Source organism: Pseudomonas sp. Pseusp10, assembly GCF_059492225.1.
Genome location: NZ_CP168528.1, coordinates 5,002,245 through 5,025,402, shown reverse-complemented (window position 1 = coordinate 5,025,402; position 23,158 = coordinate 5,002,245). Strand labels below are relative to the sequence as shown.

Genomic DNA, 23,158 nt, shown 5'->3' with positions numbered 1-23,158 from the left:
AATGAACCGCCGATTGCTTTCGTTATTTGTTTTGCCGTTATGGATAGGCACCCTGTTGTCGCTGGTGCCGCTTGCCGTGCGCGCCAATGCCGACGGCTACGTGGCTCGCGAACAGAGCGTGCGCACATTCTTCACCGAGTTGTCCGCACCCTTGGGCAAACCTGTCATCGTCAGCAAGACTGCCGCCGCCAAACGGATTTCCGGTGCCTTCGATCTGCGTTCGCCGCAGCGGACCTTTGAGCGGGTCAGCGCGCAGATGGGGCTTATCTGGTATAGCGATGGCCAGGCGATTTATCTGTATGACGCGTCGGAAGTCAAAAGCTCGATGATGTCGCTGCAGACCCTGACAGTCACCCGACTTCAGGCGTTCCTTGAGCGTTCCGGGTTGCACGATGCACGTTATCCATTGCGCCACGACGGCTTGCGCACTTTTCATGTGTCGGGCCCGCCGATGTATGTCGATCTGGTGGTGCAAGCCGCCGGACTGATGGATAACCAGCGCTCGGAACTGTTGCTGGGCAAGCAGCAGATCGGCGTGATCCAGGTGCGCAACACCTTTGTCAGCGACCGCAAGTATGAGCTGCGTGATGACAAGGTGACCATTCCCGGGCTGGCAACCGTGATCGAGGACTTGTTGCGTGGCGAAAAGCGCGAGGTCGAGCCGTCGGTGGCACAAGCCCCCGCGCAGCGTCCGCAGGGATTGATGCCGGCGTTTCCCCTGGAAGGCCTGGCGAGCGCCCCCTCGGAGCAAGACTCGACCGCGCCGCGAATCATTGCGCGAGAGGTGGCTGCCGGAAATATACGGGTGGTGGCCTATCCCGACACCAACAGCCTGCTGGTCAAGGGGCTGCCGGAGCAAGTGCGCTTTATCGAGAACCTGGTGAGTGCGCTGGATACGCCGAAACGACACGTGGAGTTGTCGTTGTGGATCATCGATTTGCACAAGGATGAACTCAATCAGCTGGGCATCAACTGGCAGGGCGCATTGAAGTCCAGTGGGACATTCAGCGTATCGCTCAACGCTGGCTCGGCGACCACCCTCGATGGCGCTTCGTTCGTCGCCCAGGTCATGGCCCTGGAGCGCACCAACCGGGCGAATGTGGTCTCGCGTCCGGTGATCCTGACACAAGAGAACGTACCGGCGATCTTCGACAACAACCGCACCTTTTATGCCCCGCTGGTGGGGGAGCGCAGTGTCGATTTGCAGCACGTGACCTATGGCACGCTCGTCAGTGTTCTGCCCCGTTTCGCCCAGGCGGACGAAATTGAAATGTCACTCAATATCGAAGACGGCAACGAAGTGGAAAACCCTGACCAGAACAAGCAACCTGGCAGTTTGCCGACGGTCGGGCGCACACGGATCAGCACGGTGGCGCGAGTGCCCCAGGGCAAGAGTCTGTTGGTGGGCGGTTTCACCCGCGATGACCACAGCGAGCAAGTCGGACGGATTCCGGTACTGGGTTCGATTCCGTGGATCGGGCGCTTGTTCAGCTATCGCCAGAACCGCTCGGCCAACACGGTGCGGGTGTTCCTGATTCAGCCCAAGGAGATTCTCGACACACTTGAGCCCGCCACGACAGATCCCGCCACCCGGCTGCTGACCCCGCAGCAGCATGAGCGGGTGCGCCGCTCCTATTTCCGGGCGGCAGAAAAATGATCCTGCCGCCGGTTTCCACAGGCGGGCGAGCCGCCCAGGCACGGCTCAATGCCGAAAAGGCCGCCGAACATCCACAGCCCCAGGCGGATGCGCAGGTTGATCTCGACGACAGCTCAACGCTTGCCATTGCGCAGCGCTTTGTGCAGATCAGCGATGAAATGTCGGCGGCACTGGCTCAGTTTCGCGGGCGGCGACATTTCGAACTCAAGTCCGAGACCCTGATGGACAACTTCGAACGAGTCCTGGAAGACGACACTGTACCCAAGGTGCAGCAGGTGCTCAGCCTCGCGCGGCTGGCGGACAAGCCGGTCGCCTGGTTGCTGCAAATGGTGCGACAGCTGTTCCCCGATGACAGTGATCTGGCGTTGGTGCTGCGAGAACTGTTACGTCGCAAGAAACTGGAAAAGAACACCCGTCAGCGACTTGAAACGCTTTTACAGACTGTGGTTGCCCAAGGCTCCCCCAAGCGTATGAATGCCGGGATCAACGCCGCCCTCAAAGCCAGGATGTTCGGAGCGAACATGGCGGTGCGCGCTGGGTTGTTGCGCGAGACCTACCGGGATTTTCTGGAGTCCGACGAGGGCCCGATCAGTTGTTATCAGGACTGGATCGCACTGTATGGTCCGTCACAACGCATGGCGGTGCTGTCCTTCATCGAAGCGGCATTGCTCACGGATATCAGTGCCCAGGACCCCAGTTGCTCGCGCGTGGAGTTCGGTCAACTGCTGGCCAGGGTGACCGACCTCAAGCGCCTGCGTTCAGCCGATGAGCTGTTTATCAGCCAACTGCTCGGCGATGCACTCATCTGCCGGCACAACGCCAATGAGCCCGACTGGCTGGTGTTCCTGCTCGGCGTGCTGACGTACCCCGATGAGCTCGACCAGCTGTTGCTCGGTGCGTTGGGTGAGCGCGTGCTGTTGAGCCCGCACCATGAGCGCTCGACGCTGCTGCAGAAGGTGCGCCGGCACAGCCTGCAGTTGCCGCCGCAACTGTTTGCCGATGAACGAGCGCCACTGCGCCTGGCAGAACAATTCACCCGACTGGCTGACATTGCCTACGCCCACGAATGTAAAGAACGGCGACGTCTCGGTGGCTGTTCATGACTTTTTCCCGGAGCTGACCTGCCATGCTCAATGTGTTTTTGCGCAACGTCGGCGCTCGTCCGGAGCTGCTGATCCTGACGCTGATGATGATGATCATCGCCATGCTGATCATTCCCCTGCCGACGGTGCTGGTGGATTTTCTCATCGGCCTGAACATCGTGATTTCGCTGCTGGTGTTCATGGGGTCGTTCTACATCGAACGCATCCTCAGTTTCTCGACCTTTCCGGCGTTGCTGCTGTTGACCACCCTGTTTCGCCTGGCGCTGTCGATCAGCACCAGCCGGCTGATCCTCAGCCAGGCTGATGCGGGGGAGATCATCGCCTCCTTCGGTGAGTTCGTGATCGGCGAAAGCCTGGTGGTGGGCTTCGTGATCTTTTCCATTGTCACCATTGTCCAGTTCATCGTGATCACCAAGGGCTCGGAACGGGTGGCCGAAGTCGCGGCGCGCTTCTCGCTGGACGGCATGCCCGGCAAACAGATGAGCATCGACGGCGACCTCAAGGCCGGCGCCATTACCGCCGAGGAAGCCAAGGAAAAGCGCAGCGTGCTGGAGCGCGAAAGCCAGTTGTACGGCTCGTTCGACGGCGCGATGAAGTTCATCAAGGGCGATGCCATCGCCGGCATCATCATCATCTTCGTCAACTTCATCGGCGGCATGGCCATTGGCGTCGGGCAGCTGGGCATGGACCTGTCCACCGCCTTGTCGACCTACACCCTGCTGACCATCGGCGATGGTCTGGTGGCGCAGATTCCGGCGTTGCTGATCGCCATCGGCGCCGGCTTCATCGTTACCCGCGTCAACGGCGATGACGCCAACCTGGGGCGCAACATGCTCGCCCAGATGCTCGGTCATCCGTTCGTGCTGGGGGTGACGGCGCTGCTGGCGGTGGGCGTCGGCCTGTTGCCCGGTTTTCCGTTGCTGACCTTCCTGCCAATCGCCGCGGCCCTGGCACTGCTGGTATTCGTTCGCCGGCGCAAGGCCTCCAGGGTCGAGGGTCAGGGTGACAGCCGTCCATCGTCGACGCAGGGCCAAGCCATGCAGACCGGCTCGGGCCTGCTCGAGGACATCGATAACGTCGCCACTGAAACCATCCCGCTGATGTTGTTGGTGCCCACGGCGCGCCTTGATGAGTTGACCAGGGCCCGTTGGGCGGCGCGTTTTCGCAGCCAGTTTTTCGTCGATTACGGGCTGCGCATTCCCGAGCCGCAATTGCGCGCCAGCGAAGCCTTGCCGGCGCATCAAGTGGCGGTGCTGATCAACGAGGTGCGCGCCGAGCAATTCGATATTCATTTCGATCACTGGCGGCTGCTCGACTACTCGCCGGAGCTGGAACCCATGGGCTTTGCCCTGGTGCACGGCAGTGACAGCAATCGCCTGGGCGGGGTGTGGGTCAACGCCACCGACCAGGAACGGGTGCAGCAATTGGGCTATCACCTGCGCCCGGCGGACGAGGAATGCTACCGCTGCCTGGTCACCTTGCTGGCGCGCAACATCCAGGAGTTTTTTGGCGTGCAGGAAACCAAGCAACTGCTCGACGAAATGGAAACCCGCTGTCCCGATCTGCTCAAGGAAGTCTATCGCCACGTCACCGTGCAGAAAATCGCCGAAGTGCTGCAGCGTCTGATTGGCGAGCGCATTTCCGTGCGCAACATGAAGCTGATTCTTGAGTCCCTGGCCCATTGGGCGTCCCGGGAAAAAGACGCGCTGGCGCTGGTCGAGCACGTTCGTGGCTCGCTGGCCCGCTACATCAGCAACAAGTTTGCCCAGGGTAATGACTTGCGGGTGTTGCTGTTGTCGGCGGAGTTCGAAGAGGTGGTGCGCAAGGGCATCCGGCAAACCTCGGGCGGCAGTTTCATCAACCTGGAACCGGCCGAGTCGGAAGAGCTGATGGACCGGCTGAGTGTCGGCCTGGACAGTCTGCACATTGCACACAAGGACATGGTGTTGCTGTGTTCTGTCGATGTGCGGCGCTACATCAAGAAGCTGATCGAGGGGCGGTTCCGGGAGCTGGACGTGATGTCGTTCGGCGAAATCTCCGAAACCGTCTCCGTCAATGTCATCAAAACACTATAAGGAAATACTGCTAATGGTTCCGACGGATATTGCCGACCTGTTGCGCGAAGCGCTGCGGCACAGCGGCTGTGTGGACAGCCAGATAGGGCACTTCGACAGTCACAGTACAATCGAAATGCAGATGAAGAGCCTGCCTGATATCAGCGTCGCCGAGGTGGAGGGCGATGTATGGGTCTGGGCGGTGGTCGCCGAAGCCGGCCCGCAGTTTACCCATCATTGTGCCGGTGAGTTGATACGGTTTTTGCTCGAAGGCAACGCCTTTTCCCGCACCGGGCAATTGCATCTGTGCGAGGTTCAGGAGCGCCTGGAACTGCGGTTGATGGCCAATGCCGATGCCCTGAGTGACGCCAGGCATTTCGCCCAGGCCCTCGACTCTTTTGTGCTGGCGCTTGAAACACTGTGCGAACTGTTGCGTCGATGACAATCCGGCTGCAACGGCACGCTGCCCATCCTTTGCGTTTGAGCGGTCCATTGATCGAAGCGGCGCTGGGCGACGTAGTGATCGGTGAGGTCTGCGAAGTGCGTCGGCATTGGCGCTTGCCTGAGGTAGCGGCCAGGGCGCAGGTCATTGGCTTCAAGCCCGGCGCGGTCCTGCTCAGTTTGCTCGGCGATGCCAAGGGCTTGTCCAGGGAGTCGATGATCGTTCCCACGGGCTCGATCCTGCAACTGACGTGCAGTGATGCCTTGCTCGGCAGTGTAGTCGACCCTCAAGGCACTATCGTCGAGCGTCTGGCACCGTCTACGGCGCTGGCGCAACAGGACTATCCGTTGGACGCCGACCCGCCGTCATACCAGCAGCGGCGCCCGGTGGACACCCCGTTGCGCACCGGTATTCGGGTCATCGACGGCTTGCTGACCTGCGGTGTTGGTCAACGCATCGGCATTTTTGCCGCCGCTGGCTCCGGCAAAACCACCCTGATCAATATGCTGATCAACCATACCGACGCCGATGTGTTTGTCATTGGCCTGATCGGTGAGCGCGGACGTGAAGTGACCGAATTCATCGAGCATCTGCGTCAGTCTGAAATACGCTCACGATGCGTGGTGGTGTATGCCACTTCGGATTTTTCCTCGGTGGATCGCTGCAACTCGGCCCTGCAGGCTACGGCCATCGCCGAGTATTTCCGTGACCAGGGCCAGCGTGTGGTGCTGTTGCTGGACTCGTTGACGCGCTACGCCAGGGCCCGTCGCGATCTGGCCCTGGCCGCGGGTGAAGCGCCGGCGCGACGAGGCTATCCGGCCTCGGTGTTCGATGCCTTGCCGCGCCTGCTGGAACGGCCCGGGGTGACTGCCTCCGGCAGCATTACCGCCTGGTACACGGTGCTGCTGGAAAGTGACGACGAACCGGACCCGATCGCCGAGGAGATTCGCTCAATCCTCGACGGCCATATTTACCTCAGCCGTGCGCTGGCGGCCAAGGGGCACTACCCGGCGATCGATGTGTTGCGCAGCGTCAGTCGCGTGGCGACGCAAGTCACCCCGCCGCAGGTGCAGCAACTGGCGGCGGCGACCCGGGAAACGCTGACGCGGCTTGAGCAGCTGCAGATCTTTCTCGACATGGGCGAGTACAGCCCAGGCGCGGACGCCGCCAATGACCAGGCGCTGCAACGCCGTGCAGCCCTCTACCAGTGGTTGCGCCAGCCCACGGGCGAATGCTGTGAACCGGACGAGGCCCTGGGCCAATTGCAGGGGGTCATGGCATGAATCCATTAGCCGATCGTCTTCGCCTGTTGGCGCTCAGCCAGTTCCGTCGGCAACGCGGTCAACTGCTGATAGCGCGTACCCGGCAGCAACTGCAGCCGCTGGTCCAGGAGCGGGCCGCTTTCGACCGACAAGAGGCGGCGCTGCACGGTTTGTTGGCCAGCCATCGCGCCAATGACTGTGTGCTCGATCACGGGCAACTGTTGGCGCTGTTGCGAAGGCAGGCGGTCATTCGACGGCAGATCGAGCTGTTGCGCGTCGAGCGTAACCGGGTAGATCAGCAGTGCCGGGAGATTGAGCAAGCGTTACAGGAGCAACGCGAGCAACTGCGGTTCGCGCAGCGCAAACACGACAAGTACGAAGGGGCTGTTCAGCAGCTGTTGCGGGGGCAACGGCTGGAGCAGGTGCGCCGGGAAGAAAGAGAAACCGAAGAGATGAACGGAGTTCCGCGATGAGCAACGTATCTGTAATTTCACCCTTGCCGGTTCAACCCTTGGACCCCGTCACCGAAGAGCCGATGGACGAGTTGCACGACAGGCTGGTGCCGGTGCGGGAGGATGAGCTGCCGCAAGGTGTGCTGGAGCTGATGGCGCCGTTGATCCTGCGTCATCGGCCCCTGATGGACACTGGTCGCGCAATCACTTTGCAGGCGATGGTCACGCTCCCGGAAAAGCCGGCTGCTGAACTCGACGAAGTACGGCCGCTCACACCTGTGTCTCATCCACAAGCGCAGCCGCTGTCGAGTAGACCTGTGCCGCCTCGGTTGTTGCCACCGGTGGCTGACGTTGCGCCTGTTGTCGACAGGGTTGTCGCGCCGGCACCGACAAACCTGGCGACTCGGATCGTTGTTGAGCCAGGGCCGACCGAGCGCCCATCAAACATCGTCGAACCGCTACCGGTCGACCGTGCCGCCAGTCCAGGTGCACCCTCGATGTTTGAGTTCGAAGGGCAAAGGCCCGAAGCCTTATCGAGCCTCCCGACCGCGCGCCATGTGCCGACAGTTGCATCACCTGCGGCCTCGGCGCCCGGGATGCCGCCAGCGCCGCCTGCCCTCGACCCGATCATCGAAACCCTGCCGGTTGCCGACCGGGACTTGCTGCAGGTTCCGTTCAATAAAGGTACCGCCAGCGGGCAGGTGACGATCAGCCGCGTGGCCGATGAGCCCACCCGCAACCTGCAACTCAGCCCGAGCAATGCCCTGGTTTTCGAACAACTCAAAGTGTCGCTGGAGCATGTCCGCGAACCCGCCTGGCGCCTGACCGACAGCGACGGCGAGCAGCAGCGCCAGGGCTCGCGGCAGCCGCCGGACGACGAGCAGACCGAAGACGCCGGGCAGGGCGAATGAGCGCACTGAAGTTGCGCCGGATCAACGCCCGGGCGCATGCCGCCGCGCAAGCGATACGACGCTGGCGAAACGCGGATGTCGACGCCGGTTCCGGCCATCCGCCAGGGCAATCGGGCTATCTGTGTTTTCGCGCATCAGGCGAGGGTGGGGAATGGCGGGGTTTGATCGACGCCCGCGACTGGTTGCATCGATCACTCCCGGGGTTGCGGTCGTTACTGTTGGTCGAGTGCTCGCTGAAGAACATCGCCGAACTGTTCCGCGCGGTGCCGCAACCCTTGCTGCTGGAGGTAGACGACTTGCACTACCGGCAAATATCCGACGTCGATGTGGTCCTTCCCGGGCAATTGCCCCCGCAAGAACTGCCATGGCTCGACACGCCTTGCGGGCGCCTGTGGTTGACCCGATTGCCACCGGCACGGGCCGCCAGCCGGCCCCTGGACGCCGACTCATGGCTGAGCGATTTGCCGCTGCGCCTGGAGCTGGTGCTGGGGGCGAGTCACCTCAGACACGGGATACGGCTGAAGGCCGGCGATGTCCTGCGAATCATTCAGCGTTCGCAACGATGCTACCTGGGGCATCAATGCCTCGGCGCTTTCACCTTTACAGAACAGGGGATACACATGCTATCGACCGCGACTGACGCCCAAAGTACGGCAGATCCCGATCCCGATTTTGACCTCGGCGCTTTGCCGGTGCGTCTGGAGTTCTTGCTCGCGGCCCGGGAAATCGACCTGGCCACGCTGTCGCGGATCATCGCGGGCCAACTGATCCCGCTGGCGGACGATGCGGCGCGGCACATCGAGGTGCGCGCCAATGGCAAGCCGGTGGCCCGTGGCGAACTGGTGCAACTGCAAGAGCAGTTGGCTGTGGAGTTGCTCGAGGTCTATCGCAACGGTTCACCGGACGGAATACCGCGATGAACGACGTCTCGCTGATCGCGCTGCTGGCATTCGCTTCACTGCTGCCGTTTCTGGTGGCGGCCGGCACCTGCTACATCAAGTTTTCCATCGTTTTTGTCATCGTGCGTAACGCCTTGGGCTTGCAGCAGGTGCCCTCGAACATGGCCCTAAATGCGATTGCCTTGATGCTGGCGATTTTCGTGATGACGCCGGTACTGAAGCAAGGCTATGGCTATTACAAGGAAGAACAGGTGGCTTTTACCGACATCGAGTCGGTGGTGAATTTCGCCGAGAACGGGTTGGGCGGCTACAAGGATTACCTGCGCAAGTACACCGACCCGGAACTGGCGCTGTTCTTCGAGCGGGCGCAAGCGGTGCAGAGTGAGTCCGACATCGATCTGCCCGCCGATGAAGAACTCACACCGTCGCTGTTTTCCCTGCTGCCGGCCTACGCATTGAGTGAAATCAAAAGCGCCTTCAAGATCGGCTTCTACCTGTATTTGCCCTTCGTGATCGTCGATCTGGTGATCTCCAGCATCCTGCTGGCGCTGGGCATGATGATGATGAGCCCGGTGATCATTTCGGTACCGATCAAACTGGTATTGTTTGTTGCACTGGACGGCTGGGCGCTGCTGTCCACCGGGCTGGTCAAGCAATACCTGACGTTGCTGGCATAGGCGCGGGCTCATGAACGATCTGGTCTATGCCGGCAATAAAACCCTATACCTGATCCTGTTGATGGTGGCCTGGCCAATCATCGTTGCCACGGTGGTCGGCCTGGTGGTCGGTCTGATTCAGACCGTGACCCAGTTGCAGGAGCAGACGTTGCCGTTCGGTTTCAAGCTGATGGCGGTCGCCGCGTGCCTGTTTCTGCTTTCGGGCTGGTACGGCGAAACCTTGCTCGATTTCAGTCGTGAAGTCATCCGTCTGGCGCTGGGTTAGCGCGATGTCGGTGACACTGTTTTTCGACCTGTACACCTGGTTCGCCGCCGCCATCCTGGGGTTTGCACGCCTGGCGCCAATTTTTTTCATGTTGCCGTTTCTCAACAGTGGGGTGCTCACGGGCGTGCCACGCCAGGCTGTCATTGTGTTGGTGGCGTTGGGTTTCCAGACTTATGTGGGGGTGCCGCTGCCTGACCTCGACGGGTTGGCGTTCTTTGGTCTGGTGTTGCGTGAGGCCGGCATTGGCGTGCTGCTTGGATGCCTGCTGTGCTGGCCGTTCTGGGTATTGCACGCCATGGGCAACCTGATCGACAACCAGCGCGGGGCAATGCTCAGCAGCACCGTGGACCCGGCCAACGGAGTCGATACGTCGGAGCTGGCAAATTTTCTCCAGTTGTTCGCCGCGGCGGTTTATCTCGAGGGCGGGGGCATGCTGCTGATGCTCGAAACCGTTGGCCACAGCTACCGTATTTGCACTCCGGCCAGTGGGTGCGAGATGCACCTGCAGTCGCTACTGAGCCTGCTCGACGCGCTGGTGAGCAAGACACTGGTGATCAGCGCGCCGGTGGTGGCCACGCTGTTGATCAGCGAAGCACTGCTTGGCTTGCTCTCGCGGTATGCGCCGCAAATGAATGCTTTCTCGGTGTCGCTTACGGTCAAGAGCCTGGTGGCGCTGGTGGTGTTGATGCTGTATTTCGGCGTACACCTGCCGGACGAAGTCCTGCGCATGGGCATGAAGTCCCAAGGGCTGGAACATTATCTGGGACGCGAAGGGGAGGCTGCCGATGTCGTCCAGCGCCTCGAAGACTGAGAAACCCACCGCCAAGCGTCTGCGCGATGCGTCACGCAAAGGGCAGACGTTCAAGGCCAAGGACCTGGTGATCACCTGCCTGACCCTCTGCGGCATCACCTACATGGTGTTCAACAGCTCGCTGGTGGAGGTCATGGAAGTCTATCGACGCATCATTGCCAGTGACTTTGACGCGGACCTGCAAGCGTACTCGGCGACGCTGGTGCTGGTCGGGCTCAAGGCATTGTTGCCGTTGCTGCTGGTCTGTGTGTTGACCAGTGCATTGCCTGCACTGCTGCAGAGCGGTTTCGCCCTGGCCAGCGAAGCCTTGAAGCTCAACCTGGGAGCGTTGAACCCGATCAATGGCTTCAAAAAACTGTTCAGCCTGCGCACGGTCAAGGACACGGTCAAAGCGCTGCTGTACCTGGGCAGTTTTGCCCTGGCGCTGTGGATTGTCTGGATCACCCAGCGGCAACTTGTGTTTGCCCAACTGTTCGCCCTGGCCCCGGATCTGTTCGCAATCTGGGGCCACTTGCTGCTGGTGCTGGTGCTGGCGTTCCTCGGATGCGTGCTGCTGATCGTCGTGCTCGATGCGCTGAGCGAATACTGGCTGTTCATGAAAGATCAAATGATGGACAAGGACTCGGTCAAGCGCGAACACAAGGAACAGGATGGCAATCCCGAGATCAAGGGACGCCGTCGTGACCTGCATCGTGAGTTGCTGTCGGAGCAAATCAAATCCGATGTGCGCAGCTCGCGGATGATCATCGCCAACCCGACGCACATTGCCATCGGTGTGTATTTCCGCCCGGAAATCACCGTGCTGCCGTTTATCTCCCTGATGGAAACCAACCAACGCGCTCTGGCTGTACGAGCCTATGCCAGGGAAGTCGGGGTGCCGGTGATCAATGACATCGCATTGGCCCGGCGGATATTCAAAACCCACCAGCGCTACAGCTTCCTTCAAGTACAGGAAATCGAAGAAGTCCTGCGTCTGTTGATCTGGCTCGAACAGGTCGAGCAGGCCTGATTTCTCCCTTTTCCTTTTTCCTCCAAACGTTGGCATGAGCGCAATTTGGCAGCGTACTCAGCAGCGCTTTGGCTCAATGCAGTCGTCAGCAGCGCTGACGTTTTTCAGGAGTGTGGCTGATGAGTCGCGACAAACAACCAGATGAACAAGTGGCCCTCGATGTCGTGGAAGCAGTGCTTGGTGGTGCGGCATTGAAAGACGTGCAAGGCATCAGTGACGAGCACATGAACAGCCTCTATGCCTTCGCATTCCAGTTCTACGAACAGGGACGGCTGGACGATGCACAAAAGTTCTTCCACTTCCTGTGCATCTACGATTTCAACAACAGCCATTACTGGATGGGATTGGCCGCCGTGTACCAACTCAAGCAGGACCACCAGAAAGCTATCGACCTGTATGCGATCGCCTTCGCCCAGGGCAAGAACGACTACCGACCGATGCTGTACACCGGCCAGTGTCACCTGGCGCTGGGCAAGGTCGGCAAGGCCAGACTGTGCTTCGAATATGTGCTTGAGCAAGCCACGGAAGACGATTTGCGCGAACAGGCTCAGGTGTATCTCGACACCTTGAGTCACATTGAAAAGGATTGTTCGGAGACTGAACATGAGTGAAATCAGAAGTACCTTCAACCCGGCATTTTCGGGCTTGACCGGTCGAAACGAGGCCTTTGAAAAATATGGCAAGGCTGCCAGTCAAGCGGCCAGGACGGCGGATTATCAGAAGGCCGGCCAAGAGGCATTGGCTCGCCTGATGTCGGTGAACTACGAAGGCCAGCCTGACCCATCCGTCGCCAGTGCGGGCAGACCCTTGCTGCACGTGCCAGCTGCGCGCGCTGACGGCAACAAACAGGAAACCAACGGTGATCTGTTCACGCTGTTGATGGCGATGATCAGCGAGTTGATCGGCGAAGTCGACGTCAACAAACTGAAAAACCGCCTGGCGATGCTGCAAAGCATGGCCGGTGCCAGGCAGCAGGGGCATGAAAAACTGGCGGCTGAATACGCCACCGCCGTCGAGACGCTGGAAGCCGCCGAAGGCGAGATCGGCAGCAGCCAGGAGCACCTTGATCAGTTGCAGGAGCGGGTTCGGCAGGTCCAGGGACTGCTGGATGAGAGTGAGGCACGGTTGGCGGAACTGGATCCTGAATCACCGCAATACGCTCGCGAACTGGCACTGCGTGACAAGCTGAAAGGTGAACTGGCGGGCCATACCCAATCGTTGCAAAAGGCGACCGACGCTCACCTGAAACTGATCGAGATCGCCAATGCCTGCGCCAGAACGCTGGCCGCGGTGGCTGTGAAGGTGCAAGAAGCCGGACTCGCTGGACCCTCGGTGAAGGAGTCCAACGAAAAAGCGCTGAGCAGCAGCGCACTGGCGTTGCTCAATCGCTTGAAGATTATCGAGATGCTCGGCGAGTCGGTGCAGAACAAGGAGGAGCTCAGTCAGGAGTTGTTCCAGGAGCTGCAAACCAGGCTTCAGGAACACATGAAGCTCGAGTCGGAAAAGTATCTGGAAGAAGTGCGCAAGGCCGAGGCGCTGCAGAAGACCATGGGCTGCATTGGCAAGATCGTCGGTGCGATATTGACCGTTGCAACCATTGCTGCCGGCGTGTTGACGGCCAACCCGGTGCTGATCGCGGTGGGCGTGATTGGCGCGGCGGTGATGATTTCTGACGCAGTGGTCCAGCAAGCGACCGGCGTGTCGTTCATGGCCGATGCCATGAAGCCGCTGACGACGGTGATGCAGGAAGCCATCAAGCTGTTCACCGAGATTTATACAAAAATGCTGGTGGCGTTTGGAGTCGACCCGGAGACCGCGAAAGACATCGCGCAAATCGCCGGCATGATTCAGGGTGTCGCCGCAACGCTGGCGGCCGTGGCATTGGTGGCCGTGGTCGGGGCGCAGGTGATTGGGCCAATGGTCGGCGCCATCGCTTCGAAACTGGCCTCGGCAATCAGCGGGGTCGCGCCTGCCGCGATGCAAGTGTTCAAGCAGGCCGCTTCAACGGCTGGTAACTCACTGACGCAGATGCTGACCCAGTTGCGCAGTTTCATCACCAACGGCGCCGATGCCGTGTCCCTGGCGCGTTATGCCGCCTATCTGCAGACAGCACAGGCCGTCACCGAGGTCGGCAATGTGGCGGTGCAGGGCGTTTTGCAGGTCCACAGCGGCGTACATCAGGCCCAGGCAGCGGAGCACCTGGCGGACGTGCGGGTGCGTATGGCGATCAGCGAAGAGATCACTGCCTACCTCACCCGGTTGGTCGATGACTACGGCCAGGCAATGCAGGTCCGCACCCGACAGATCGAGCAGGTCTTTGCCGATATGCAACGCAGTCATTCCGTGAGCCTGCAAATGGCCCGGCACGTTTGAAGTCACTGATAAAAAGGTAATTTTTCATGACCACCATTCACACCACGACCAGGCCTGCTCCAGTGGTATTGACTCACGATCCGGTGAACGACGCAGGGTTGAGCGAGTTGATTGCCCAGGAGCAATCCTCGAAAGATCTCAAAGGCAAGCGCCTCTCGGATACGGCGTTTCTCAACCAGGTCACCGCAAAGCAAGTGCTCCAGAACGGTAGCTTCATAGCGCCTACGGCTGCGGCGCTCGAAAGTGCAATCAACGCCTACCAGCCCAGCGAGTCGGACTGGCAAGACTTCGTTGCAGCCAAGGCGATGCTCAACGATGAAGTGCGCAACGATCTGGTGTTTGATCCGGGTGCTTGGGAGAAACATGCCAACGTATTGGTCGCTGCGATAATTGCACTCAACATCGCACGGGTCGCCAACGCGCAATTGCGCGGGCATTTCAGTGTCATGGCCGCGGAGGCCGCCAAGGCTCAGGGTTCTGCCATCAATGAATCAGGCAAGGCCGCCCTTAACAGCGCCATCACCAACGCCGTGGTGTCCGGTGCAGTCGCCGGTTTTTCCCTGTTCAAAACCATTCAAGGTCAGAGGCTCAAGCATGCCGATATCAACCTGAACAAGCGCAACGCCCTGGACGCCAACAACATTGCGCGTGACTTGAAGCACCATAGTCTCCGCGATGAATGGGATCCGCAAACCACCTACAAAATAGAGATCTTCGATGATTTCGGCCAATCGAATTCCTTCGACTTCACACCCGAGGGGGCCACGCTGACGCCTCAGAATCAGGCGTGGTTCGAAAGGGAAATCCTCAAGGCGGAGAAGATTGTGCAAACCTCCGACTGGCGGAGCCAAATGGGCACCAAAGGCATTGAGAAAAAGCTGGAAATCGGCCGTACGCTCAGCGCGATGTCGATGAGCCTGAGTCAGGTCGCGTCCAGCATAGTGCGCATTTACGAACACGCGGCGCGGGAGAACGAGGTTCTGCAGCAAAGTGCACAGAACACTCAGAAGAGTTTGAGCGACGAGGTCGGCCAGAAAGACTCGGCCGACGGGGCGCTGCTGCAAAAGCTCATGGATATGGTGATGCAGATACTGCAGTCGCGCATTGAGGTCATTGGAAGGGTTTGAGTGAGGAAACCAATATGAGAATTGCAGAGTCCTCACATCCAGGAAGCAGTTTGCCTGCTGACTTCAATGCCATCGATGCTGCGCCGCTGCCTCCCGAAATGCCTGCCGAGGTCCATGCCGGATTTTCCCTTGCTCAGTTGCTCGAACGTTCGGGGAAGGTGCTCAATCGTCACCTGGAAAATATGCTCAAGTGTCCAGCGGGCGTTCCAAGAGAGCTTCAAGGCTCGCCAGCAGAGATGCTCGCGCAGTATTTTTCGTCTGCCGAGTTTGCCGAGCAGATTCATGCTAAACGTATTCGATCGCTGATGTGGACACACCAGATGCGTCAGAGTGGAACGGTGTTCACCCTTTGCCTCGATACGCTGCCCATGGAGCAACGTCAGCAACTCTACGCTGAGCAAGATCGTATTCTTGATGGGTTGAGACGAATGTCGGTGCCGGATGAGATCGCTGACGAGTTCGACGCGAGAGTGAACTCATCAAACGAGTTTTTCGACAAGTTGATCGATCTCATTGACTTGATCAAAAACGGTTATCTGGCCGGTTATGAGCACATCATCGATGCCTATTCGGACTTCTTCGCCGAATTCAATGCGCAAATTACTGCGAAGTTGAAAGACTGGATCGAAGGGGTCAGCGACGGTAAAGAGGTGAAGCTCAATGTCGGTGCGTTGCGTGATGCGCTGACCAGACTGATCGACAAGTACACCCATCCCAACCCTGCCTCCGTTTTGTTTCCGGAACCCGGCAAGGGTGGAACCAGCAGGGAAGAAGCCGAGAAATGGCGCGAATCATTGGGCTTGCCCGCCAGCTGCCTCAAGCAAAATGCCGACGGTACTTACTGCGTAGTCATCGATACCGGGCCGTTATGGACAATGAGAAACAGCCTGCCATCAGGCGGCACGGTAACTTGGGATACCGCCAGATTCCAGGCCTGGCAAACCGGCTTCAACGCCCAGGAAGAACGCATGAAGAACACATTGCAGTCCTTCACCCAGAAGTATTCGAATGCCAATTCTTATCATGACAATTTCAATAAAACGCTGTCTTCACATTTGAATCAGTTTTCTGACATGTTGAAGGCGATGTTGAATTTTTGATGTGGGTCTGATTTGTCTGGATAAAGCAATTAAATGTCAGTAGATCGGGCATAACACGGGTTCGTTTGAACTGGCGTTGCGCCTGATGCCGATCAGTTAAGCGGTAATACGATCTGTAGCAGCTGCCGAGCCCGCGAGGCTGCGTTCGGCTGCGAAGCAGTCGTAAAATCAGTCATTGCGGTACGTCAGGCAGGCCGCGTCAGCTGGACTCACGACTGCTTCGCAGCCGAACGCAGCCTCGCGGGCTCGGCAGCTGCTACAAAGGGTGTCACGCCCGAATGCGGTTTTGTTGTGTGGGAGAAAAGAATGTCAGATGAGTCAAATGATCAGTTCGACGTTGTGAGTCAAGTGATCAAGGTGTTGTCGGACCATTTTCCGGTTGGTCGGCGAGAAATTACGTTGACTTCGCGATTGGTCGAGGATTTGTATGTTGATTCCATCAGCTTGGTTGAGATTGTCATGGCGCTAAATGAGACGTTCGGTATTGAATTTCCTGAGGATAGAGTCGGGTTGTGGAGGACAGTGGAGGATGTTTGTGAGTCGGTGATGAATTCAACAAGTTGCCGGGCGTTGGATTTGGAGTAAGCAAGCAGGTGCCTTGCGTCTATAGATGCAAGGCGTTTTGTATGGTTTTGATTTGTTTTTGGTGATTTTTCCTACAAAAAAAATCGCAGTTTCATTTGGTAATAAATCAGTATTCCTACGGAATCCCCCCACTCAACTTCCTATAGTCACGCAGCTTGTCATCTTGAGCCTGACCACCCCTGGGCTCAATTGCGCTTCAGTACCTTTCTATAGAGATGTTTCAGAGTATGGACAGTGCAGCTGATCAAACGCCGGTCAAGGCATTCGTTTTTGACCACTGGCTATTGCAAAGTGATGGAACGCTGATGCGGGATGGAGAAGGCGTTCACGTCCCGCCCAAAGAGTTGAACGTATTGCGCCTGCTGCTGAAGTCGGCGGGGTCGGTCGTCGGCAAGGATTATTTGCTGGACCATGTATGGCCCGAGATGGATGCCGCCGAAGAATCCTTGACCCGCTGCATTTATGCATTGCGCAAGCTGCTCAGGGAAAACAAGGATTACATTGCGACGGTGTACGGCCAGGGTTATCGATTTACCTGTGCGGTTGTCGAACTCGACACATCTGGTCAGACGAGGGCGGTGGCGCCTTCGCTGGCTGTTCTGCCGTTTCGCAATCTGGGGGAGACGGCAGCGCTGGATTTGCAGGATCTGATGATCCGTCAGTTGACTCTGGCGTTCGGCGAGGTGTTGCACGTCATCCCATCGGGATTGATGGCGGCATGTGTACAACCGGTCGATGTGCGGTCGCTGGTCGGGCAGTTGTCTGCGGACTACTGCTTGAGCGGGCGTTGTAGCGGCCCGAGCGATCAGCCGCAATGGTCGGTCGAGTTGATCCGTGGTCGCGATCACGCTCTGCTGCATGGGCAGACACTGGATGCCCGTGATCTCGGGGCGTCGCTTGGGGCATTGACGTGCCTGGTTGCGCAGCGCATCCCCGGTTTGAGCTTTGTCGGTGATGCCTGCGCGTCATACCCGGCAGCGGTGGCGTACCTGCGTGGTTTGTGTAGCGTGCAGCAGCACACTCCGCAAAGTCTGCGCGATGCGCTGGTACAGTTTCGCCAGTGCCTGAAGCTCGATGCCGGGCACACACTGTCCTGGTACGGTTTGGCGGATGCGTGGCTGGGGCAGGCAATGATCGGATCGTATGATCAGGGCCGGGCAATCGATGAGGCACAATCGGCGATTTCCAAAGCCTTGGCGTTGGATCCTGGCAACATCCCTGCATTGGCTCGCCTGGCTTTGCTCACCAGTTTGCGCGGCAGCGAACAGGCGGCCCAGGTGCTTTTCCGACGCTGTTTGCTGACTGCCGATCAGGCTGACGTTCATTACTTTCATGCCTGGCATCACTGGTTCTGGCGGCGCAACGATCAGGCTGCGCAAAGCATCGACAATGCTCTGCAGTACGATCCTGATTGCGTAAGGGCGCAGGTCTTGCGTATGCGCATTGCGCTTGCCGCAAATCCCGAGTCGGCCTTGATGATGGCTCGTCGAGCCCTGCAACAAGGCGCCTCGGGCAATTCGTTGCTGATGATTCTGTATGCCGTGGTGTTGGCTTATTTTGACCAGCACGCGGCAGCCTGGGACGAACTCGAACAGGCCGGGCTCTGCGAAAGCGCAATCGGTGAACAGGGACTGGCTGCCTGGAATGTGCTGTTCGGCGCCAATCCGTTCAATGCCCGCGACCTGTATGTGAACTGGGTGGCTCTGACCAGGCTGCGATCCGTTGATGGCATTCCATTGTCAGGTTGGTCCGGTTTGTCAGGTGCTCCGGTGATCGAGCCGCTCTGGAGTTCTTTGCAACGAGCACCTGATGTGGGTTATCAGGCATCGACGCAGGACCATGCTGTACGCGAGCGACCGACGCCGGTCAGCGAGCGGCGTCTGGCATGACACCGTGCAGAATCAAGTGGCTGACGGTGCTTGCCGATTTTATCGCGCGTTACGGCTACAACTGGACGGCAGTGGGTGCCTACAACGCCGGTAATTCACTCCACCGGCAAGCCGCGCGCCTGCGCTATGCACGCAAGGTGTGGCAGCGCTATCAGGTGTTTTCCCTGGCTCGACAATGACGGTGCCATAAGAGCTGGCGCAAGATTCTGATCCTCTGCAGGGAGCGATCGGCAGATTTCGATCAGGAAGCCTGAAGCCAGCCTCTCTACCATGCCCGTTCATTTCACAGCCCAGGAGCTGGAACGGTGACAGTTCTGCCGACCCCTGACCCACAACCCTGCGTTCTACGGATACTCAATGGCGCACTGCAAGGTTGCGAATTTCCCCTCGGCGAAACTACAACATTGTTCGTGGTAGGGGCTGTGGATCTGCTGGGGGAGGGGGTACTGACTGCCAGCGTCCCAGAGGATGCCATCTTCGTTCCCCTGGAGTCGGGGGGCTGCAATTTTGAGGTATTGGCCGATCAAGTCACGCCGGATGGTCTGCCGCTGCGGGTGCTCGATGAGTCAACGCAAATACGCCACTGTGCCTTCCACACCCGGGTGCAGATCGGCGGCCTGCACATCGCTTTGCGGCCTGAAGACCAACCCTGGGTACCTGAACTGCTCGGGCTGCAACCTGACGCTACCGCTGACGCCGCCGCTGTTGTGTGGTGGCGTGCCCCTCTGTCTGGATGGGTCGCCAGCGGTCTGGCACTGGCCGCACTGGTCACCGCGGTTGGCATCTGGTCAATGCCCGGGCCCACACCTGAAACCGATGTTCGCGCGTTGATCGCCGGGGCCAGTGACGAGGCCAGGGTGTTGAGCGGTCGTGATAATGCGATCTATGTGTTCGTGGCTTCCGAACGCGATGCCGGCTGGAGTCGGCAAGTGCTGGTGCGCCATAACACGCTGAGCGGCAAAGTGCTGGTGATGGACCAGGAGCGTCGTCGGCTGGAGCATGTGCTGGTCGACCATGATCCACAACTGGCCTGGCACTCCATTGATCTGAAGGATCCATCGATGCCGCGACTGTTGCTTAGTGCACAACGCAATCTGCTCACCCCCCAAAAACAGGCAAAACTGCTCGAAGCACTGCTCTCGGCCGCGCCTTATGCCCAGGACATCGCGGTGCAAATGCAGGATGACAGCCTGCTCGTCGATCTGGCGCAAGAGGGGTTGCAGCGCCTGTCACTGGCCTTCAGCCGCGTCGAGCACGAGGACAGTGTCACGTTTGCCATTGCAGGCAATTTGCAGGATTCCGAACTGGCGAACGCTCGCCGGTACGTCGACAGCTTTTACCGGCAGTGGGGTAATCGCTACGTGCACTTCACCGTCGAACTCAAGGATGACTCGCTCAAGGACAAGTCGTTCCAGACCGGCCCGCAGGGCTACATCAAGATGACCTCGTCATCCTGGCATTTTCCTACACAACACTAAAAGGTGACTCATGGCCGACATTGGTATCCCCATCGACTTTTCCGATGACTTTCTCGGGCGTCAGGCCCAGGCATTCGAAAACGGTGCATCCAAACTCAAGGACGCACTGGACAAAGCGCTGGATGACCTGAAGAAAGATGCATCGGACCCTGGCCTGCTGGCGGCTTATCAGGCCGCGTTTTCGTCCTACACGGTGTTTCGAAACGCTCAGACCAACACCATCAAGGGCTTCAAGGATATCGACATGGCGATCATCCAGGCAGCTCGCTGACTCTTCCTTTTTGACCGGCCATTGGTACGCGTCAATGGCCATTTTCACGAGTGCATTGCATGGCTATTCAAATCATTTCCCTGTCTGACATCGACCGGACAGCCTTTACGGAATTGCGCGGCCCCCAGCAAGGACCGATCGTATCCCTTGAGTCCCGATTGATCGAAGCGTTTGCCGGTTCCGCGGTCAGCAGCGAGCGGGACGTTTCAGCCATCAATCAGATAATGCAGCGCCCGGATATCACCAGTCCCGAAGTATTGGCCCAGTTGCAGGAGCTGACAGGACAATACAACGTGGACATCAACTTGCTTAACGTACTGGTCCGCAAAGCGGTAGGTACTGCCGAAACCCTGTTGCGTGCCTCATGAAGCCTGGCGTGTTGCTGATACTGTTGTGCCTGGCGCTGTCGGGGTGTCGCCAACCCAATCTGCTCGAAGGGCTGGATCAGCAGCAGGCCAATGAAGTGCTTTCGGTGCTGCAGCGCAACAATATTGCTGCGGTGAAAGTCGATGCCGGCAAAACCGGCTATGCGGTGAAAATCGATCAGGTCGATTTTTCCGCGGCCGTCGATTTGCTCAACCTCTATTCCTTGCCTTCGCGGCCGCGCCTGCAAGTGGCAGAGATGTTTCCTGCCGACTCGCTGGTGGCCTCGCCCCGCGCTGAAAAAGCCCGGCTTTATTCGGCGCTGGAGCAGCGAATCGAACAGTCGCTGGGTGTGCTCGAAGGCGTGGTGTCGGCGCGAGTGCATGTCAGTTACGACCTGGAGGCCGGCGAAGGCGGACGCAAGATGCCGCCTGTCCACCTCTCGGCAGTGGCGATCCATGAGCTCGACGCCGACCCGCAATTGCTGATCACCGACATCAAGCGCTTTCTCAAGAACAGTTTTGCGGCGGTCGAGTACGAGAACATCTCGGTGGTACTGTCCAAGCGTTCCCCGACCCAGCATGTCGCGCCGTCCGTGGCCGCAACGCAAGGGCATTCGCACTGGGTCTGGTGGTTGACCGCGGTGACCGCATTGCTGTTGGCCAGTGGCGCAGCCTGGGCTTACCGCCAATCAAACGCAGGTCGGCAGAATGTCCCACGCTGAGTGTTTGGCGCAGATTCTCGCCGAGCCCCTGAGTTATCTGCATCCGCAGCGCCTGCCGACGCCGGAGGGATTTGATCGGCCCGAGGCACGCCATTGGCTCAACCGGATCCTGCTTGAAGATCTCGAACGAGCAGGCCCGTGGCCTTCGACGCCGTTGACAGCCGTAGCGAAGCAATGGGTTCGCCATTGGCGCCAGCTGACCTACATCGCCAGGCTGATGGGCGCTTATCGCTTGATGCCTGACCTGGCGCGAGGCGCGGCGTTGCTAGGCCTGCCCTTGTCGTTGCGCCGGTTCGCCGGTTACAGCCTCGGTGTTCGATGCGGTCTGCCGATCGGGGGCTCGCCCGTTTCGATAGAGCAAATCGAAGCCGCCGGCCTCAATGCGTTATGGAGCTGGTACGAGCAGGTACCGCCAGCCTTGCTCTCACGCCTGACCTTGCAGTTTTCCGAACCGGTTGTTCGCTTGCACTGGCAATGGCCGGTCACGCAACCCGATACAGCTCTTTTCTTTTTGGCGGTGCAGCATGCTCGACGTTATCCGAACCCTGACTGAACTCCCCGAGTCGAGCGACGCCCATCTGTCCCGCGAGGACATCGCCGCCGCACGTCGACGCCGGACCTTGCAGCGACAGGCGCAGCGCTGGGCCCGCGATTGTGTCGAGCAGGCCCGGCGTGATGCCGAAGCGCTTCATGCCCAGGCCTTTCAGGAGGGCTATGCCGCGGGCATCCTGCGCGCGACCGGGCAGCTGGCTGACGGCTTGCTGATGTCCCAGGCGCTGGGGCTGCAATTGCGCAAAGACCTTGCGCAGGCTGCCCGCGATTTGCTCGCACAAGCCTTGAGTCGTCCCGATTGGCTGGATGACATGCTGGAGCGCTGGCTGAGCGAGCAACCGGGCGATTCGAGCGCGGTGTTGCAAGTGCTGCTGCCGATGCATTGTCGGCCGCAGGGCAATGAGCTGCGCGAGCACTTGCGCAGGCATTGGCCCGGTGAACTGGTCCTCGACTATCACCCGCAAGAGCGCTATGTGGCGCGGCTTGCGGATCAGTTGCTGGAATTCGATCCGGAAACGACGCGGCAACGACTGGAGCCGCGGTTACTGGCGTGCGTTGCGAACCTGCCGGAGTCGGTTCGCGCTCTGGACCGGGCTTCCATGCAGGCGCTCACGGATCTGTATTCGACCTTTGCCGAACGCTCGGCCGGCTCCACTGAAACTGCCCCGACCGAGGTCCGCCATGAAGATTGAAAGCGGTTTGAGTCTGCGCACAACCGAGAGCGCAGAGAGCACAACGGTCGAGTCGCTTGAGTCACATGTGCTTGCGGCCAGCCGAAACGTGCCTGAAAACAAGCGCCCGGACTCCGAATTCGAGCGCTTGTATGAGTTGCTATCAGCCATGGAGGGGCAGGGAGAAAAGCTCATCCATGAGTTTCTCCGTTCACTTCGAGGTGCAGATGGCGAATCACCCGCGTACCCCACTGCCAAGGCGTTGATGGCGATCACGCTCCAGGTACTGGTTCGATTGAAGGACGACGGGCTGGAAAAGTCGCAGCTTTATAAGGAAGTCAAAGGTGCCAACGGCCTGGCGTTCAGTATGGACGTCTTCGTCAAGGGCTTTATGCGTGATGTGTTTCAACCGATGGAGGACGAGGCTTGGGAGAAGAGTGAGTGGTGAGGCCGAGCAATAAGAACTTAATTAGCTGACTAGGG

26 protein-coding genes are annotated in these 23,158 nt (G+C 59.2%); all 26 read left to right on the top strand.

Annotated elements, in window-relative coordinates; genetic code table 11:
* Nucleotide 1 precedes the first annotated feature (1 nt).
* Nucleotides 2–1,657, top strand: coding sequence for a type III secretion system outer membrane ring subunit SctC (gene sctC, locus ACEN8Z_RS22835; RefSeq protein ID WP_495595767.1), 1,656 nt, complete (start codon nucleotides 2–4; stop codon nucleotides 1,655–1,657).
* Entirely contained in the window at nucleotides 1,654–2,760 is a 1,107-nt protein-coding gene (gene sctW / locus ACEN8Z_RS22830; RefSeq protein WP_495595766.1) for a type III secretion system gatekeeper subunit SctW, read from the top strand. Before sctC ends, sctW begins: the two co-directional genes overlap by 4 nt.
* A 23-nt stretch (nucleotides 2,761–2,783) precedes the next feature.
* On the top strand, nucleotides 2,784–4,835 hold the full coding sequence (locus ACEN8Z_RS22825) for an EscV/YscV/HrcV family type III secretion system export apparatus protein (protein ID WP_495595765.1): 2,052 nt from the start codon (nucleotides 2,784–2,786) through the stop codon (nucleotides 4,833–4,835).
* A gap of 13 nt (nucleotides 4,836–4,848) precedes the next feature.
* A complete protein-coding gene (locus tag ACEN8Z_RS22820) occupies nucleotides 4,849–5,256 on the top strand; it encodes an InvB/SpaK family type III secretion system chaperone (RefSeq protein ID WP_495595764.1) in 408 nt (135 codons plus the stop codon).
* Complete coding sequence (gene sctN / locus ACEN8Z_RS22815) at nucleotides 5,253–6,539, top strand: type III secretion system ATPase SctN (RefSeq protein WP_495595763.1); 1,287 nt, start codon at nucleotides 5,253–5,255, stop codon at nucleotides 6,537–6,539. The genes ACEN8Z_RS22820 and sctN overlap by 4 nt, the downstream gene beginning before the upstream one ends.
* The gene (locus tag ACEN8Z_RS22810; RefSeq protein ID WP_442098749.1) at nucleotides 6,536–6,991 is read left to right on the top strand and encodes a SpaM family type III secretion system protein; all 456 of its coding nucleotides are present in this window, start codon (nucleotides 6,536–6,538) and stop codon (nucleotides 6,989–6,991) included. The genes sctN and ACEN8Z_RS22810 overlap by 4 nt, the downstream gene beginning before the upstream one ends.
* On the top strand, nucleotides 6,988–7,881 hold the full coding sequence (locus ACEN8Z_RS22805; protein ID WP_495595762.1) for a SpaN/EivJ family type III secretion system needle length determinant: 894 nt from the start codon (nucleotides 6,988–6,990) through the stop codon (nucleotides 7,879–7,881). The genes ACEN8Z_RS22810 and ACEN8Z_RS22805 overlap by 4 nt, the downstream gene beginning before the upstream one ends.
* Nucleotides 7,878–8,801 carry a FliM/FliN family flagellar motor switch protein gene (locus tag ACEN8Z_RS22800; protein ID WP_495595761.1) on the top strand — a complete coding sequence of 308 codons (924 nt, stop codon included), beginning with the start codon at nucleotides 7,878–7,880 and terminating at the stop codon, nucleotides 8,799–8,801. The genes ACEN8Z_RS22805 and ACEN8Z_RS22800 overlap by 4 nt, the downstream gene beginning before the upstream one ends.
* Nucleotides 8,798–9,457 carry an EscR/YscR/HrcR family type III secretion system export apparatus protein gene (locus ACEN8Z_RS22795; protein WP_116261773.1) on the top strand — a complete coding sequence of 220 codons (660 nt, stop codon included), beginning with the start codon at nucleotides 8,798–8,800 and terminating at the stop codon, nucleotides 9,455–9,457. The genes ACEN8Z_RS22800 and ACEN8Z_RS22795 overlap by 4 nt, the downstream gene beginning before the upstream one ends.
* A 10-nt stretch (nucleotides 9,458–9,467) precedes the next feature.
* Entirely contained in the window at nucleotides 9,468–9,722 is a 255-nt protein-coding gene (locus tag ACEN8Z_RS22790) for an EscS/YscS/HrcS family type III secretion system export apparatus protein (protein ID WP_017337483.1), read from the top strand.
* Between the two features lie 4 nt (nucleotides 9,723–9,726).
* Nucleotides 9,727–10,533: a type III secretion system export apparatus subunit SctT gene (sctT, locus tag ACEN8Z_RS22785; protein ID WP_495595760.1), complete on the top strand. Its 807-nt coding sequence runs from the start codon at nucleotides 9,727–9,729 to the stop codon at nucleotides 10,531–10,533.
* Nucleotides 10,508–11,542: an EscU/YscU/HrcU family type III secretion system export apparatus switch protein gene (locus ACEN8Z_RS22780; protein WP_495595759.1), complete on the top strand. Its 1,035-nt coding sequence runs from the start codon at nucleotides 10,508–10,510 to the stop codon at nucleotides 11,540–11,542. The genes sctT and ACEN8Z_RS22780 overlap by 26 nt, the downstream gene beginning before the upstream one ends.
* Nucleotides 11,543–11,661: 119 nt before the next feature.
* Nucleotides 11,662–12,153 (top strand): type III secretion system translocator chaperone SicA, encoded by a 492-nt coding sequence (gene sicA, locus ACEN8Z_RS22775; RefSeq protein ID WP_442098760.1) that lies wholly within the window; start codon nucleotides 11,662–11,664, stop codon nucleotides 12,151–12,153.
* Entirely contained in the window at nucleotides 12,146–13,915 is a 1,770-nt protein-coding gene (gene sctE, locus ACEN8Z_RS22770) for a type III secretion system translocon subunit SseC family protein (RefSeq protein WP_495595758.1), read from the top strand. The genes sicA and sctE overlap by 8 nt, the downstream gene beginning before the upstream one ends.
* Nucleotides 13,916–13,941: 26 nt before the next feature.
* Entirely contained in the window at nucleotides 13,942–15,042 is a 1,101-nt protein-coding gene (locus ACEN8Z_RS22765) for an IpaC/SipC family type III secretion system effector (protein WP_495595757.1), read from the top strand.
* Nucleotides 15,043–15,056: 14 nt separating this feature from the next.
* On the top strand, nucleotides 15,057–16,142 hold the full coding sequence (locus ACEN8Z_RS22760) for an IpaD/SipD/SspD family type III secretion system needle tip protein (protein WP_495595756.1): 1,086 nt from the start codon (nucleotides 15,057–15,059) through the stop codon (nucleotides 16,140–16,142).
* A gap of 306 nt (nucleotides 16,143–16,448) precedes the next feature.
* Complete coding sequence (locus ACEN8Z_RS22755) at nucleotides 16,449–16,727, top strand: acyl carrier protein (RefSeq protein WP_495595755.1); 279 nt, start codon at nucleotides 16,449–16,451, stop codon at nucleotides 16,725–16,727.
* A gap of 305 nt (nucleotides 16,728–17,032) precedes the next feature.
* Nucleotides 17,033–18,616: a winged helix-turn-helix domain-containing protein gene (locus ACEN8Z_RS22750; RefSeq protein WP_495595754.1), complete on the top strand. Its 1,584-nt coding sequence runs from the start codon at nucleotides 17,033–17,035 to the stop codon at nucleotides 18,614–18,616.
* Nucleotides 18,613–18,795 (top strand): hypothetical protein, encoded by a 183-nt coding sequence (locus ACEN8Z_RS22745; RefSeq protein ID WP_495595753.1) that lies wholly within the window; start codon nucleotides 18,613–18,615, stop codon nucleotides 18,793–18,795. Before ACEN8Z_RS22750 ends, ACEN8Z_RS22745 begins: the two co-directional genes overlap by 4 nt.
* Before the next feature lie 126 nt (nucleotides 18,796–18,921).
* Nucleotides 18,922–20,094 (top strand): PrgH/EprH family type III secretion apparatus protein, encoded by a 1,173-nt coding sequence (locus tag ACEN8Z_RS22740; RefSeq protein WP_495595752.1) that lies wholly within the window; start codon nucleotides 18,922–18,924, stop codon nucleotides 20,092–20,094.
* A gap of 10 nt (nucleotides 20,095–20,104) precedes the next feature.
* Entirely contained in the window at nucleotides 20,105–20,365 is a 261-nt protein-coding gene (gene sctF / locus ACEN8Z_RS22735; protein WP_495595751.1) for a type III secretion system needle filament subunit SctF, read from the top strand.
* 59 nt (nucleotides 20,366–20,424) lie between these two features.
* Nucleotides 20,425–20,733, top strand: coding sequence for a type III secretion system inner rod subunit SctI (sctI, locus tag ACEN8Z_RS22730; RefSeq protein WP_495595750.1), 309 nt, complete (start codon nucleotides 20,425–20,427; stop codon nucleotides 20,731–20,733).
* A complete protein-coding gene (locus ACEN8Z_RS22725) occupies nucleotides 20,730–21,452 on the top strand; it encodes an EscJ/YscJ/HrcJ family type III secretion inner membrane ring protein (RefSeq protein ID WP_495595749.1) in 723 nt (240 codons plus the stop codon). The genes sctI and ACEN8Z_RS22725 overlap by 4 nt, the downstream gene beginning before the upstream one ends.
* Nucleotides 21,439–22,005, top strand: coding sequence for an OrgA/MxiK family T3SS sorting platform protein (locus tag ACEN8Z_RS22720; RefSeq protein ID WP_495595748.1), 567 nt, complete (start codon nucleotides 21,439–21,441; stop codon nucleotides 22,003–22,005). The genes ACEN8Z_RS22725 and ACEN8Z_RS22720 overlap by 14 nt, the downstream gene beginning before the upstream one ends.
* Nucleotides 21,977–22,696 carry an oxygen-regulated invasion protein OrgB gene (locus ACEN8Z_RS22715; protein ID WP_495595747.1) on the top strand — a complete coding sequence of 240 codons (720 nt, stop codon included), beginning with the start codon at nucleotides 21,977–21,979 and terminating at the stop codon, nucleotides 22,694–22,696. The genes ACEN8Z_RS22720 and ACEN8Z_RS22715 overlap by 29 nt, the downstream gene beginning before the upstream one ends.
* Complete coding sequence (locus ACEN8Z_RS22710) at nucleotides 22,686–23,123, top strand: hypothetical protein (protein WP_495595746.1); 438 nt, start codon at nucleotides 22,686–22,688, stop codon at nucleotides 23,121–23,123. Before ACEN8Z_RS22715 ends, ACEN8Z_RS22710 begins: the two co-directional genes overlap by 11 nt.
* Nucleotides 23,124–23,158: the final 35 nt, after the last annotated feature.